Source organism: Allobosea sp. 05T433, assembly GCF_056396065.1.
In genome coordinates this window covers 368,100-381,214 of the sequence record NZ_JBFTKS010000001.1, presented here as the reverse complement: position 1 = coordinate 381,214, position 13,115 = coordinate 368,100, and the positions used below count along the sequence as shown (strand labels likewise).

The following is a 13,115-nucleotide window of genomic DNA, read 5'->3' as shown; positions in this document are numbered from 1 at the left end:
GGCCTCATGCGCTGATGTTCAGGAAGATCCTGTCCGTTGGCGGCTTCACGCTGCTCTCCCGCCTGAGCGGTTTCCTGCGCGACATCGCTCTCGCCGCCGTGCTCGGCGCCGGCGCGATGATGGATGCTTTTTCCGTCGCGTTGCGGCTGCCCAATCATTTCCGCGCGATCTTCGGCGAGGGCGCCTTCAACCAGGCCTATATCCCGGCCTATGCGCGCATCAGGCAGCAGACCGGAGACGCCGCGGCGGCGCTCTTCGCCAACCGCGTCTTCACGCTGAACCTGATCGTGCAGGTCGTTCTGCTCGCACTCGCCCTGCCCCTGATGCCCGAGGTCGTGCGCCTGCTCGCGCCCGGCTTTGCCAACGATCCTCAGCGCTTCGAGCTTGCGGTCGCGCTGACGAGGATCACCTTCCCCTATCTGCTCTTCATCACGCTGGTGACGTTGCTCGCCGCGAACCTGAACGCCGTCGACCGTTTCGCAGCCGCAGCGGCAGCGCCGGTCCTGCTCAACATCTGCCTGATCGCGGCACTGTTCATCGCCTTCCTGTTTCCGAGCGCAGCCTATGCCGCCGCCTGGGGCGTCGCCGTCGCGGGCCTGCTCGAATGGCTGCTGCTGGTGCTTGCGGCCCGGCAGGCCGGCGTGTCGACGGCGCTGACGCGCCCGCGTGTCGATGCCGATGTGAAGAGCTTTCTCAAGGCTTTCGGCCCGGCCGTCATCGGCTCCGCCGGCGTGCAGATCGCGCTCTTCGCCGACACGATCATCGCCTCCCTGCTGCCGCGTGGCGCCTATGCCTCGCTCTACTATGCCGAACGGCTCTACCAGCTGCCGATCGGCGTGATCGCGATCGGGGTGGGTACGGTGCTGTTGCCGACCATGAGCCGCCTGATCGCGGCCGGCGATATCCACGGCGCGGACAAGGCGCAGAACCGGGCCGTGGCGCTGACGCTGGTCATGGCCGCCCCCTTCGCCGCAGCCTTCCTCGCCATCCCGGAGCTGATCGTCTCGGCCCTGTTCGAACGCGGCCGTTTCGATGCGGCAGCAAGCCAGGCGGCGGGCGCAGTGCTGTTTGCCTATGCAATCGGGCTCCCGGCCATCGTGCTGATCCGCTCGCAGGTCTCCGCCTTCCAGGCTCGTGGCGACACCACGACGCCAATGCTGGTTTCGCTTGCCGCCATCGCCGCCAATGTCGCACTCAAGCTGCTGCTCTGGCGCGATTTCGGCGCGCCCGGGCTTGCGTTGGCGACGGCAACCGGAGCCTGGATCAATGTCGGTGCCTTGTTCGTCCTGGCGCTGCGCCGCGGCTGGACGAAACCGGACCGGCAGCTTCCCGGGCTGATCGTCATCACCCTCGCAGGTGGTGTGATTGCCGGGCTGGTCGCCCGTGTGCTCGCGCCCGGTGTCCTGGCCGCACTGGCGCATGTCCCGGTCGAGCCGCGCCTTCTGGCACTCACCGCGATCGGGCTGGTGGCCGCGAGCCTCTATCTCGTGATCGTTGCTGGCGGGTTGAAGGCAGCAGGCCTGTTCCGGCTCCTGCGCTGACCAGCAGATTCGTCAGGCCCTGAGCTGGGCTGCTCCGGAGCGAATGCGCGCGGCGGCCTCCGCAACCATGCGCTCGACGATCTCGGCTGCCGTCGGGATATCCGAAATCAACCCGGCAGCCTCGCCGAAGATCACTGCGGCGCCCTGCGGATCGCCGGCCATGAAAGCCGCCTTGTAGGCCGGGGCCTCCGCTTCGATCACGTCCTTGAGTTCATGGTCCCGGCCAACCCATTTCGCAATGAAGGCGTTGGCGCTGACCCGGATATCGAACGGTCTTGGCCAGTCGAGCTGGCGGACGATATCGGGGAGCGACGAGCGCACGGTCTCGTCCCCCGTCGCGGCGACGGCGACCGCATGGTGATTGGCGTGAACCAAGGCCTCACGGCTCGCCCAGAAACGCGTACCGACCAGAACGCCGTCTGCCCCCAGCATCAGGGCCGCCGCGAGTCCACGGCCATCGGCGATGCCGCCCGCCGCCAGCAGCAAAGTATCAGGGCTTTCGCGTGCGAGCAGATCGGCCACTTCCGGCACGAAAGGCAGGGTCCCGCGCGCTTGACCGTGACCACCGGCTTCGGCGCCCTGCGCGACGATGACGGCTGCGCCGGCCCGCAGCGCCTGCCGGACATGAACAATCGACTGGCACTGGCAGATCATCGGCACGCCAGCCGCCGCGATCTCGCCCGCAAAGGGTGCAGGATCGCCAAAGGAGAGCATCAGCGCCGCAGGCTGATGCTCGAGAACCTTGCCAAGCAAATGCGGCTGCCTCGCAAGCGACCAGGTGATGAAGCCGCAGCCGGTCCGGGTATTGCCGGCTGCGGCGAATTGCTGGTCCAGCCAGGCATCATCGCCGTAACCGCCGCCGATCAAGCCCAGCCCGCCGGCGCGCGTCACAGCGGCGGCCAACGCCCCGCCCCCGGCCAGAGCCATCGGCGCGGACAGGATCGGATGATCGATCCCGAAGCGCTCGGTGAGCCGGGTGGCGAGGCACGCCACAGTGACTAGGCGGTCTTGGAGTGCGCGAAGTCCATGTAGAGTTCGCGCGCCTTGCGGAACAGCGGGCCGGGCTGGAGCGCGGTGTTGTCGATCCGGGAAACCGGCATGACCTTCGAGTAGTTGCCGGAGATGAAGATCTCGTCGGCCTGCTCGAAATCGCTGTAGCGCAGGCTGGTCTCCTCGACCGTGATACCGTCCTGGCGCAGCAGCGAAATGACGCGCTGGCGGGTGATGCCGTTCAGGAAGGTGCCGTTCGCGACCGGGGTCTTCACCACGCCGTCCTTGGCCATGAAGATGTTGGACGTCGCCGTCTCCGCGACATTGCCAAGCATGTCGAGCACCAGCGCGTTGTCGAAACCGGCCGCCTTGGCGGCGCGCAGGACACGGGCATTGTTGGGGTAGAGGCAGCCGGCCTTCGAGTCCGTCGGCATGGTCTCGAGCGTCGGGCGGCGATAGGCGCCCTGCGTCACCGAGAAGCCGTTCGACGGCACCGGCATCGGAGCCTCGAAGAGGCAGAGGCAGAACTTGGTCGACTCAGGGTCGGCCATGATGGTCGAGAGACCGTCTGCCTCGCCCCAGTACATCGGCTTGACATAAAGCGCCGTGCCCGGGGCGAATTTCTTCGCGCCTTCATAGGTCTTGGCGATGATCTCCTCAGCCGACATCGTCGCCTTCAGGCCGAGCGCATGGGCCGAGCGGTTTACGCGAGCCGCATGCTTGTCGAGATCGGGCGCCTTGTCCTCGAAATAGCGAGCCCCGTCGAAGACGGTCGAAGCCAGCCAGCTGGCATGGGTCCGCGGGCCCATGATGCCCGGATTTCCCTCATGCCATTCACCTTCGAACCAGCTCCAGGTTTGCGAATACCAAGCCATAACCATCCTCGATTTTGTCAGTGTTATTGACCGACACCGTCTGCCGCCCCGCCGCGCGCGTCAACATGCCGAAGGCCCTCCGGCAATGACGTCATGTGATGGAAGCAATGCAGCCGGGTGATGGATCACAAGCCAAAGGCGCGGGCGAGCGAAACCACCGCCATGCCGACGACAAGTGCCAGAAGCTCGCTTCGGCGCAGTACCATGCTGCCGACAGCGGCCAGCAGCGCCAGCGCCGCAGCAAGCCCCAGACGCTCGACCAATGGCAGCACGGTTGCGACGACGATCGAGCCCGGCAATGCGGCCAGCCCGCGCCGGACATGCGGCGTGAGAGGGATGAACCCCATCAACACCACGCCCGAGATGCGACAGAGATAGGTGGCGATCGCCATGGCGGCGATCGCTGCCCAGGCTCCCCAGCCGGCGAGATCAGGCAGCGTCATCGAGGAAAGCTCCAGCGACCGCGCCAGAGAGCGCTCCGACGATGATGAAGGCATAGCCATCGACCAGCTTGGCCGTGACAAGCGCCACGATGCCCGCAACCAGCCAGGGCCGCGCCGCCTTCCGGCCACGCCAGAGCGGCACGATCATCGCTGCGAAGAAGATCGGCATCACGAGATCGATGCCATAGCGTCGCGGATCACTCACCAGCGAGCCGAGCAGATATCCCGGCACGGTGGCAAGAACCCAGACAACCCAGAGCAGGAGTCCGCCGCCGATCAGCACGCCGAGATCGCGCCCACCCTCGGCGTGATAGCGCGTTCCGACCAGCCAGTTCGCATCGGTGAAGAAGAACAGATGCAAGGCGTTGAGGGCCCGCGGAAAACGCGAGAACCAGGGCTGAAGCGACGCACCTTGCAGCACCATCCGCGCATTCACCGTCGCGGTGACGGCTGCAAGGCCGGCGATCGCCCCCCAGGTCCATTCCGGCCGCCAGAGTTCCATCGCCACGAGCTGCGCGACCCCGGCATAGACAATCGCGCTCATCATCACGGTTTCCAGCAGGCTCAGGCCCTTCGCCGCGGCGGCTGCACCGAAGGCAACCGCGAAAACGATGATGCCCGGGAGCACCACGGAAATCTTGCGGACTCCCAGAATCATGCCGCGCCAGGTCACGGGCGCGCGCGCTTCCTTCGGGAGTGGGTCGGGTGACGACGTCATGCTTCTTCCATGGACCAAGCAGGCCCCGCGTCAACGGGTCCAGGCGGCGCCGTTGCATGAATTCCATGCAGGGCGGCGCAACGCGGATCAACAGAGGCGACGGAACGCCCCGAGCCCGCTAGCATTCTGCCATGCTCTGGCTGACCTCGATCGATACAAAGGCCTCCACACTCCCCGCGGTCTGGCTGATCCCGACCAGCGAGCGACCGGCCAATCTGATGGAGCGCGCGCGGCTCAGACATAGCGTGGCTGGGCTCGTGCTGGACCACCAGCTCGGCCAGCCAGCCGCCACCAGTGAGATCGGCCATGACGAGCGGGGCCGACCGCTGCTCGTCGGCCCCGCTGGCCGCGACCTGCATCTTTCTCTCGCGACGCGCTCAGGCATCGTTGCCGTGGGCCTTGCCGAGCGGCCGATCGGCGTCGATGTCGAGCGGGTGGAACAGCAAACAGAGCCGCCGCTGGCCGTTCTGCACCCCACCGAAAGGGACATTCTGCTTGCCCTGCCTGCGGCTGAAAGACCGCTCGCCTTCGCGCAACTCTGGAGCGCGAAGGAGGCCTATGTGAAGGCACTGGGCACGGGCTTTGCGCACGCGCCCGAACGCTTCTGCGTGAGATTCCTGGCGGAAGGATTCTTCACGGTCGAGGACGCGGGCGTTCGCTCCATCGGTCTCGGAGCGGCCCGCCTCATGAAAAACGGCGACCAGGAAGACCTGGCCGCCGCGATTGTCGTACTTGCCTGAAGGGCGCCTTAGCCGGGCTGGTTCACCGGCTTGCGCTTCAGGACGTAGCCGATGATGCAGACAAGCGCCGCGCCGAGAGCCGCGCTGACATAATGGGGCAGGTTCGCAGGCCCGACGCCGAGCGGGTTGACGTCCGTCGAGACCGCCTTGACCCAGGTCGGCATGTTCACCTGCAGCCATTGCAGCACGGCGATATCACCCAGAATCATCTCTGCCGCGATCCAGCCGAGCAGTGCAGCGCCAATCCAGATCAGGATCGGGAAACGCTCGATGATCGAGGTCAGGAGCTGCGCGCCCATGATGATCAGCGGGATCGAGAGCAGCAAGCCGAAGATGAAGAGCTCAGGGTGGCCCTTGGCGGCGCCGGCGATCGCGATGACGTTGTCGAGGCTCATCACAGCATCGGCGATGGCGATGGTGCGCACGGCCTTCCAGAGATTGTCCGCTGCCTTGATGTCGGTATGCGCTTCCTCTTCACCCTTGGCGAGCTTGACCGMGATCCAGAACAGCAAGAGGCCGCCGACGACCTTCAGATAGGGCACGGCCAGCAGATAGGTGACCACCAGAGCGAAGGCGATACGCAGGCCGACCGCCGCACCCGCGCCGAGCCAGATGCCGACCTTGCGCTGATTCTCCGGAAGGGAGCGGACGGCAAGCGCGATCACCACCGCGTTGTCGCCGGACAAGAGCAGATCGATCCAGATGATCTGCAGCAGCGAGATCCAGAATTGGCTCGACGAAAAATCCATTTTACGGTCAGTCCTCTATCAAGTTGCCGGGTCGGGCCGGCGTGATTTCAGCCAATAGCCAAGGCCGAGAACCAGCAGCGCTCCAAGGATCGCCGCCGGATATTCAATCTGGTGCATCACTGCTGCACCAAATTGCGATGCGAACCAGGGGTCGCTATCGAGCATCTCGCCCGCGACCCAGCCGAGCAGCCCCGCCCCCGCCCAAACCAGGAGCGGGAACTGGGCCAGCAGGCGGGTGATGAGAGAGGCCCCGACGACGATCAACGGGATAGAGATCACCAGCCCCGCCACCAGGAGCGGAATCGAGTCCTTGGCGACCGCAGCGATCGCCAGGACATTGTCGAGGCTCATGACGATATCGGCGATCGCAACCGTCTGAACGGCCTTCCAGAGCTTGCTGCTGGCGGCGATGGCGTCGTCGTCACCCTCGCCATCCTCCAGAACCAGCTTCACGGCGATCCAGAACAGCAGCACCGCCCCGGCGATGCGCAGGAAAGGCGCGCTCAGGAGCGAGGCCACCACGACCGTGAACACGACCCGCAGCAGCACGGCGACAATGGCACCAAGCGCAATGCCCTTGGTGCGTTGCGCCGGTGCCAGCGCCCGACAGGCGAGCGCGATCACAACCGCGTTGTCGCCCGACAGCACGATGTTCAGCACGATGATTTCGAAGAGCTTGCCCCAGAGGAGGGGATCGGCCAGCGAAGCAGCGGTGAAATCCATGGATGAAGCAGCCTCTCGCGGAATATGATCGCTTTCTAGCCAATACCCTGGCTGGAGTCGCGCCCTTCTTGCTCAGCCCAGTGCCTGCTCGACTGCTCTGCCCGCAGCCTCGGTGCTCAAGGTTCCGCCGAGATCGCGCGTGCGGGTCCGGGCGTCTCCAAGGGCACGCTCGATCGCGGCCTCGATGGCCTTTGCGGCCTCACGCTCGCCGAGATGGTCGAGCATCATCGCGCCTGACCAGATCTGGCCGACGGGATTCGCGATGCCCTGGCCGGCAATGTCGGGCGCCGAGCCGTGAACGGGTTCGAACAGCGAAGGGAATTCACGGGTCGGGTTGATGTTCCCCGACGGCGCGATGCCGATCGTGCCGGTGCAGGCCGGCCCGAGATCGGACAGGATGTCACCGAACAGGTTGGAGGCGACCACGACGTCGAAACGGTCGGGATTCAGCACGAAATGCGCGGTGAGGATGTCGATATGGTACTGATCGACCGCGATATCCGGATAGTTCTTGGCCATCTCCTTCACCCGCTCGTCCCAATAGGGCATGGTGATCGAGATGCCGTTCGACTTGGTGGCCGAAGTCAGCTTCTTGCGCGGCCGGCGCTGGGCGAGCTCGAAGGCGTATTTCAGCACGCGGTCGACGCCGACGCGGCTCATCACCGTCTCCTGTAGCACGATCTCGCGCTCGGTGCCGGCATACATGCGCCCCCCGACAGAGGAGTACTCGCCCTCGGTGTTCTCGCGCACGACAAAGAAATCGATATCGCCCGGCTTGCGGTTGGCCAGCGGGCCAGGCACGCCGGGCATCAGCCGCACGGGGCGGAGATTGACATACTGGTCGAATTCACGCCGGAACAGCAGCAGCGAGCCCCAGAGCGAGATGTGGTCCGGCACCTGCGCCGGCATGCCGACAGCACCGAAATAGATCGCGTCATGCCCACCGATCTGGTCCTTCCAGTCGTCGGGCAGCATCTTGCCGTGCTTTGCGTAGTAGTCGCAGGAGGAGAAATCGAAGCTGTCGCAGCGCAGCTCGAAGCCGAACTTCTTCGACGCCGCTTCGAGCACCCGCAGACCTTCGGGCATGACCTCCTTGCCGATGCCGTCGCCGGCGATCACAGCGATGCGGTAGACGCGATTGGTTCCGGTCATGTGTCTTCTCCGAAGAAAGCCGTGAATTCGGCGGCGACGAGATCGGGGATCTCCTCCGCCAAATAATGGCCACCGGGCAAGGGCCGGCCTTGGACATTCTGTGCACGCTGGCGCCAGAGCGCTAGGGGATCGAAGCAGCGCCCGATCACGCCCTGCTCGCCCCAAAGCGCCAGCAGGGGCTGCTCAAGCTGGCCACCATCCTCGTCGTCATGACGGAGGTCGATGGTCGCAGCCGCGCGATAATCCTCGCAGCTCGCGTGAATCGTCGCCGGATCGGCGAAGCAGCGCAGGTAGTGTTCAAGCGCCTCAGGCGCGAAAGGGGTCAGACCGGCGGAGCCCGAGCCGCATTTCTTCAGCCAATAGGCCTTGGAATCAGCACCGATCATGCGCTCGGGAAAGGGCGCGGGCTGGATCAGGAAGAACCAGTGCCAATAGGCACGCGCGAAGGCGTCGGTGGTATTGGCATACATCTCGCGCGTGGGCGCGATGTCGAGCGTGGCGAGCCTCGTCACACGGCCTGCGTGGTCGAGCGCCAAGCGATGGGCCACGCGCGCGCCGCGATCATGCGCCCCAACGGCAAACCGATCATGTCCAAGCGCAGCCATGACCTCGACCATGTCCTGCGCCATCGCACGCTTGGAATAGACAAGATGAGCGGCATCGGAGACAGGCTTCTCGCTGTCGCCATAGCCACGCAGATCTGCACACACTAGGGTAAAACGCCGCTTCAGCCGGTCCGCGACCTTGTGCCAAAGCGCATGCGTCTGCGGATAACCGTGCAGCAGCAGCAAGGCTGGCCCCTCCCCGCCCGTCCGCACGCGAATTCGCGCACCCGACGTCTGAACGTCGAGCAGGCGAAAGCCAGGGAAAAGGCTGTCCGCAACGGGACATTCGGAGATGGTCATACAGCCAGGGCGCGTTGAAACGATCCGCAGCCGATAGCGCGATTGTTCACGGATTGCGCGGGCGGATTATTACACAATCTGGATCAATAACGCGGCACTGGCCGATCGCCCCACAGGTGCACCAACGCTCTGCCCCGAGACAGCCCGATGACAGGCCTGCCAGATAGGCAAAAGGCGGGCGCGCCCAGTGTCGCTCCCGCCTTCCCGCATGTCGGCTCCGAGGAACCGTGCTCCCGGCCTGAGGATCAGCTCCGCAGAGTCGCGCCGTAGCGCTTGGTCATCTCGGCGACGATCTTGCTGCCGACGGCATCGATCTCGACATCGGTCAGCGTCTTCTCGGCAGGCTGGAGCGTGACGGCAAGCGCCACGGATTTCTTGCCTGCCTCGACGCCCGGCCCCTCATAGAGATCGAACACCGTGACATCGGAGATCAGGCTGCGCTCGGCATTCTGCGCCGTGCGCATCATGTCACCCGCCGCAACCTTGGCATCGACGATGAAGGCGAAATCGCGCGTCAGCGGCTGGAAGCCGGAGAGGCTCAATTTCGGCTTGACCTTGGTCGGCCTGGCCTTCGGCAAAGGCAGGGCGTCGAGATGGATCTCGAAGGCCACGAGCGGCCCCTTCACGTCCAGTGCCTTGAGGATCTTGGGATGGACTTCCCCGAAGGCGCCGATGACGCCCTTCGGCCCGAACTGCAATGTCGCCGACCGCCCCGGATGAGCCCAGGCAGGGCCACCGGCCACGACCTGCAAGCCGCCGACGGGGATTCCGAGACCGGAGAGCAGGGCCATGACGTCGGCCTTGGCATCGAAGGCATCGACAGGCTCGGCCGCACCGTCCCAATGACGGCCGACACCCTCGAGCCGGGCCGTGCCGCGGCGCAAGCCGGCGGCCGCGATCACCTGGCCTTCGGGCTCATCGCTGAAGAAGACCTGCCCGACCTCGAACAATGCGACATCGCCGAAGCCGCGCGCCGCATTGGCCTGGGCCGAACGGATCAGCCCCGGCAGCAGCGAGGGCCGCATGTCGGAGAGATCGGCGGCGATCGGATTGGCCAGAACCAGCTTGGGCGAGCCGCCGCCGAAGAGCGTGGCCGCTTCATGCGAGATGAAGGACCAGGTCACGGCCTCGACCAGGCCACGGCTGGCAAGCAGACGCTTGGCGGCGCGGGTGCGCTTCTGCAGCACGGTGAGAACCGGCTTCACCACCTCTGCCTTGATGCGCGGCAGCGGCGTGGAGGCCACGCGGTAGAGCCCGGCAATGCGCAGGATCTCCTCGACCAGATCGGCCTTGCCCTCGACATCGCCGCGCCAGGACGGCGCCGCGACCTTCACCCGCTCGCCCGCACCCGAGACATGGAAACCGAGCGAGGTCAGCGCGAGCTTCATCTCGACCTGCGGCAGATCGAGCCCAGTCAGACGCTTCACTTCCGACCACGGGAAATCGATCGCGGGGCGCGACTCCGGAAGCTCGCCCTCGAACACCATTTCGGAAGCTTCGCCGCCGCAGAGGTCGATGATCATCACTGTCGCGAGATCGAGGCCCGGCCTGCAGAAATCCGGATCGACACCGCGCTCGAAACGATAGCGCGCATCCGAGTTGATGCCGAGTGCTCGGCCCGAACGGGCGATGTTGAGCGGGTCCCAGAGCGCGCTCTCGACCAGGACATCGACCGTGTTCTCGTCGCAGCCCGAAGCCTCGCCACCCATAATGCCGGCGAGCGATTCGACGCCATGCGCATCGCAGATCACCACCTGTTCGTCGCTCAGCTTGTAGATGCGTCCGTCGAGCGCGAGAATCTCCTCGCCCGCCTTGGCCCGGCGCACCGTGAGATCTCCCCTGACCTTGGCCGCGTCGAAGACGTGAAGCGGCCGGTTGCGGTCGAAGGTCATGAAATTGGTGATGTCGACGAGCGTATTGATCGGCCGCAAGCCGATGGCGCGCAGGCGGGCCTGCAACCACTCCGGTGACGGACCGTTCTTCACGCCGCGGATCAGGCGCAAGGCGAAGGCCGGGCAGAGCTTCTTGTCCTGCGGCGCGAAGTCGAGCGTGACCTTGACCGGGCACGGGAACGAGCCGCGCACCGGCTGGATCGACGGTATCCTCAGCGTCCCGAGACCCGCGGCGGCAAGATCGCGCGCGACACCGCTGACGCCGAGCGCGTCGGCCCGGTTTGGCGTGACCGCGATCTCGATCGTGGCGTCGTCGAGCTTGGCATAGGTCGCGTAGGGCATTCCGACCGGAGCATCCTCCGGCAATTCGATAATGCCGTCATGATCCTCGGAGAGCTGGAGCTCGGCCTCCGAGACCAGCATGCCGTTCGACTCGACGCCACGAATGACGCCCTTGCCGAGGGTGATGTCCTTGCCGGGAATGTAGCTGCCCGGCGGCGAGAACACCCCCTTCATGCCGGTGCGGGCATTGGGCGCGCCGCAGACGACCTGCACGGGCTCGCCGGTGCCGATGTCGACCTGGCAGACGCGCAGCCGGTCGGCATTCGGGTGCTGCTTGGCCTCGATCACATAGGCGATGGTGAAGGCCTGGAGCGCCTTCGCCCTGTCCTCGACGCCTTCGACCTCGAGCCCGACACGCGTCAGGGTCTCGGTGATGGTGTCGACCGTATCGGTGGTGTCGAGATGGTCTTTGAGCCAGGAGAGCGTGAATTTCATGCGTGTGGGTCCATCGGAGCGAGCACTTCCACCAGACGGAAGCGTTCGCAAATCAAGGTCATGTCGGGACTGAAGACGCCGAGGCGTCGGAAATAGGCTTCATGGGCTTGGCGCCATGAGGCCAGAGTACGGTCGTCCTCGCCTTCCTCGAAGGCGAATTCGGCATCGATCTCGTCGAACCGCCGCGTCGTCAGTTCGAGCGTCTCGATGACGCAGACAGGTCGCTTGCCGCCGTCGAGGACGATCCACATCTGGCCGACCTCCGGGCAGTCGGGATCATCGGGCGTGTTCACCGTCGCCCGCTTGCGGCCGCTGACGACGAGCGCGGCCAGTTCGGAGGCCAGCTCCGGGCTGTCGCCAAAGGAGAAGCTCGGGCAGCCCCGGTAGCGCTCGGGGATCGTGGTCGTGCCCATGGTCACGTCGCCCCGTCCCGTCGCGCCGAAACCGGCGACAGCTGGGACTGGCCATCGTTCAACCGGTCCTCGCCATCGGTCCTGATCTTCATCGCGTTGCCGCGCCACGTCACCTCGCCCGCGACGAAGGCATAGGCCCAGATCCCCGGGAAGACGATATCGCGCACCAGGAAGGCGAAAGGCAGCCGCCACGACAGGTACCAGCCGACGCCATAGGCCAGAAGCATCTCGCCCGCGTACCAGGGCAGCAGCACGACGCATAGCGCGGCCCAGGCCGGCAGCCCAAAATCTGGCGCCGCAACAACGGCCGCCAGCACTGGCAGCAGCGGTCCCGACAGGATCTCCGGTGCAAAGAATGGCAGGAACGTCACCCGGCGCAGCCTGGCCCAGCGGAACTGGCGCTGCACCACATCGCGCAGGCTGCGCTCGCCCAGGGGCTGCTCGAAGGGCTGGCCGACGAGATGGACATGCTTGCCGGCCCGGCGCACCAGCTTCGTCGCCGCTGCATCTTCGGCGATCTCCGCCCCCAACGCTGCAATGCCGCCATTGGAGTCGAGAAAGGGCTTGTTCCAGAGCATCGACTTGCCCTGCGCGAAGCCGAAGCCGAGAGCCTCGCCGGCATATTGCCAGCGCGCCTGGAAGGTATTCAGGAAGGCGCATTCGAGTTCGGCGCAGAAGCCCTGCGGGCGCGAACCGGCCGGTGTCGAGCAGACGAGCCCGGTCGTGGGCCGCCACGCCGTCAGCATCCGCTGGATATAGTCCTTCGGCATCAGCACGTTGGAATCGGCGAGAATGACCCAGTCCGTGTCCGCCGCGTCCCAGCCCTTGACGCAGTTATTGAGCTTCGGATTGGCGCTGACGGYGACATCGCCGACGATCAGCCGCACGCGGTCGTCGCCGAAGCGCCTGATCAGATCCTCGATCAGCGGCACGATAGGGTCGTCGCCATCGGCAACGCAGAAGATCGTCCTGTAGCGGGGGTAGTCGAGCACCAGCCCCGAGCTCAACGTCTCGCGGCTGAACGCCTCGAGACCGCGCACCGGCCGCACGATCGTGACGGCCGGGCACTGGTCGAGCAAGGCCGAGCCCAAAGCGCGGTGGCGCAGGCGGAAATAGGCGATCGCGAGGCACAGCAGGTTGAGCGCGACGGCAAGCACCGCGAACAATCCTGCTCCTGCTGCGACTGTCATCCCGCCC

Annotated in this window: 13 protein-coding genes; 2 read left to right on the top strand and 11 right to left on the bottom strand. The window is 65.7% G+C overall.

From position 1 onward, the window contains the following. Window positions 1-14 precede the first annotated feature (14 nt). Entirely contained in the window at window positions 15-1,541 is a 1,527-nt protein-coding gene (gene murJ / locus AC1DGP_RS01745) for a murein biosynthesis integral membrane protein MurJ (protein ID WP_441489227.1), read from the top strand. 12 nt (window positions 1,542-1,553) lie between these two features. Here the strand turns inward: murJ and AC1DGP_RS01740 are convergent, their stop codons facing one another. The 4 genes from AC1DGP_RS01740 to AC1DGP_RS01725 all read right to left on the bottom strand — a co-directional run bounded on the left by AC1DGP_RS01740 (window position 1,554) and on the right by AC1DGP_RS01725 (window position 4,567). Beyond that, a complete protein-coding gene (locus AC1DGP_RS01740) occupies window positions 1,554-2,534 on the bottom strand; it encodes an NAD(P)H-dependent flavin oxidoreductase (RefSeq protein WP_476831680.1) in 981 nt (326 codons plus the stop codon). A gap of 5 nt (window positions 2,535-2,539) precedes the next feature. Beyond that, on the bottom strand, window positions 2,540-3,406 hold the full coding sequence (locus AC1DGP_RS01735) for a branched-chain amino acid aminotransferase (protein WP_441488977.1): 867 nt from the start codon (window positions 3,404-3,406) through the stop codon (window positions 2,540-2,542). Window positions 3,407-3,531: 125 nt separating this feature from the next. Beyond that, window positions 3,532-3,849 (bottom strand): AzlD family protein, encoded by a 318-nt coding sequence (locus AC1DGP_RS01730; RefSeq protein ID WP_113515472.1) that lies wholly within the window; start codon window positions 3,847-3,849, stop codon window positions 3,532-3,534. After that, the gene (locus tag AC1DGP_RS01725; protein WP_441488976.1) at window positions 3,836-4,567 is read right to left on the bottom strand and encodes an AzlC family ABC transporter permease; all 732 of its coding nucleotides are present in this window, start codon (window positions 4,565-4,567) and stop codon (window positions 3,836-3,838) included. The genes AC1DGP_RS01730 and AC1DGP_RS01725 overlap by 14 nt, the downstream gene beginning before the upstream one ends. Before the next feature lie 131 nt (window positions 4,568-4,698). On the opposite strand from AC1DGP_RS01725, the gene AC1DGP_RS01720 reads away from it, so the two are divergent. Next, the gene (locus AC1DGP_RS01720; RefSeq protein WP_441506495.1) at window positions 4,699-5,307 is read left to right on the top strand and encodes a 4'-phosphopantetheinyl transferase family protein; all 609 of its coding nucleotides are present in this window, start codon (window positions 4,699-4,701) and stop codon (window positions 5,305-5,307) included. Between the two features lie 8 nt (window positions 5,308-5,315). Here AC1DGP_RS01720 and AC1DGP_RS01715 read toward each other — a convergent pair whose 3' ends face one another. The 7 genes from AC1DGP_RS01715 to AC1DGP_RS01685 form a co-directional block, all read right to left on the bottom strand. Further along, entirely contained in the window at window positions 5,316-6,056 is a 741-nt protein-coding gene (locus AC1DGP_RS01715; protein WP_476831679.1) for a TerC family protein, read from the bottom strand. 18 nt (window positions 6,057-6,074) lie between these two features. Next, a complete protein-coding gene (locus tag AC1DGP_RS01710; protein WP_476831678.1) occupies window positions 6,075-6,779 on the bottom strand; it encodes a TerC family protein in 705 nt (234 codons plus the stop codon). Between the two features lie 72 nt (window positions 6,780-6,851). Beyond that, the gene (locus AC1DGP_RS01705; protein ID WP_069877427.1) at window positions 6,852-7,931 is read right to left on the bottom strand and encodes a tartrate dehydrogenase; all 1,080 of its coding nucleotides are present in this window, start codon (window positions 7,929-7,931) and stop codon (window positions 6,852-6,854) included. Further along, a complete protein-coding gene (locus AC1DGP_RS01700; protein ID WP_476831677.1) occupies window positions 7,928-8,722 on the bottom strand; it encodes an alpha/beta fold hydrolase in 795 nt (264 codons plus the stop codon). The genes AC1DGP_RS01705 and AC1DGP_RS01700 overlap by 4 nt, the downstream gene beginning before the upstream one ends. A gap of 359 nt (window positions 8,723-9,081) precedes the next feature. After that, entirely contained in the window at window positions 9,082-11,505 is a 2,424-nt protein-coding gene (pheT, locus tag AC1DGP_RS01695; protein ID WP_476831676.1) for a phenylalanine--tRNA ligase subunit beta, read from the bottom strand. Continuing rightward, the gene (locus AC1DGP_RS01690) at window positions 11,502-11,918 is read right to left on the bottom strand and encodes an ASCH domain-containing protein (protein WP_441506556.1); all 417 of its coding nucleotides are present in this window, start codon (window positions 11,916-11,918) and stop codon (window positions 11,502-11,504) included. Before AC1DGP_RS01690 ends, pheT begins: the two co-directional genes overlap by 4 nt. Window positions 11,919-11,920: 2 nt before the next feature. Further along, window positions 11,921-13,108, bottom strand: a complete 1,188-nt coding sequence (locus AC1DGP_RS01685; RefSeq protein WP_476831675.1) for a ceramide glucosyltransferase — start codon at window positions 13,106-13,108, stop codon at window positions 11,921-11,923. Window positions 13,109-13,115: the final 7 nt, after the last annotated feature.

Coding starts and splice junctions, on each gene's coding strand:
- AC1DGP_RS01730 (WP_113515472.1), bottom strand. CDS start 3,849: ATGACGCTGCCTGATCTCGCCGGCTGGGGAGCCTGGGCAGCGATCGCC.
- AC1DGP_RS01705 (WP_069877427.1), bottom strand. CDS start 7,931: ATGACCGGAACCAATCGCGTCTACCGCATCGCTGTGATCGCCGGCGAC.
- pheT (WP_476831676.1), bottom strand. CDS start 11,505: ATGAAATTCACGCTCTCCTGGCTCAAAGACCATCTCGACACCACCGAT.
- AC1DGP_RS01710 (WP_476831678.1), bottom strand. CDS start 6,779: ATGGATTTCACCGCTGCTTCGCTGGCCGATCCCCTCCTCTGGGGCAAG.
- AC1DGP_RS01720 (WP_441506495.1), top strand. CDS start 4,699: ATGCTCTGGCTGACCTCGATCGATACAAAGGCCTCCACACTCCCCGCG.
- AC1DGP_RS01725 (WP_441488976.1), bottom strand. CDS start 4,567: ATGACGTCGTCACCCGACCCACTCCCGAAGGAAGCGCGCGCGCCCGTG.
- murJ (WP_441489227.1), top strand. CDS start 15: ATGTTCAGGAAGATCCTGTCCGTTGGCGGCTTCACGCTGCTCTCCCGC.
- AC1DGP_RS01735 (WP_441488977.1), bottom strand. CDS start 3,406: ATGGCTTGGTATTCGCAAACCTGGAGCTGGTTCGAAGGTGAATGGCAT.
- AC1DGP_RS01690 (WP_441506556.1), bottom strand. CDS start 11,918: ATGGGCACGACCACGATCCCCGAGCGCTACCGGGGCTGCCCGAGCTTC.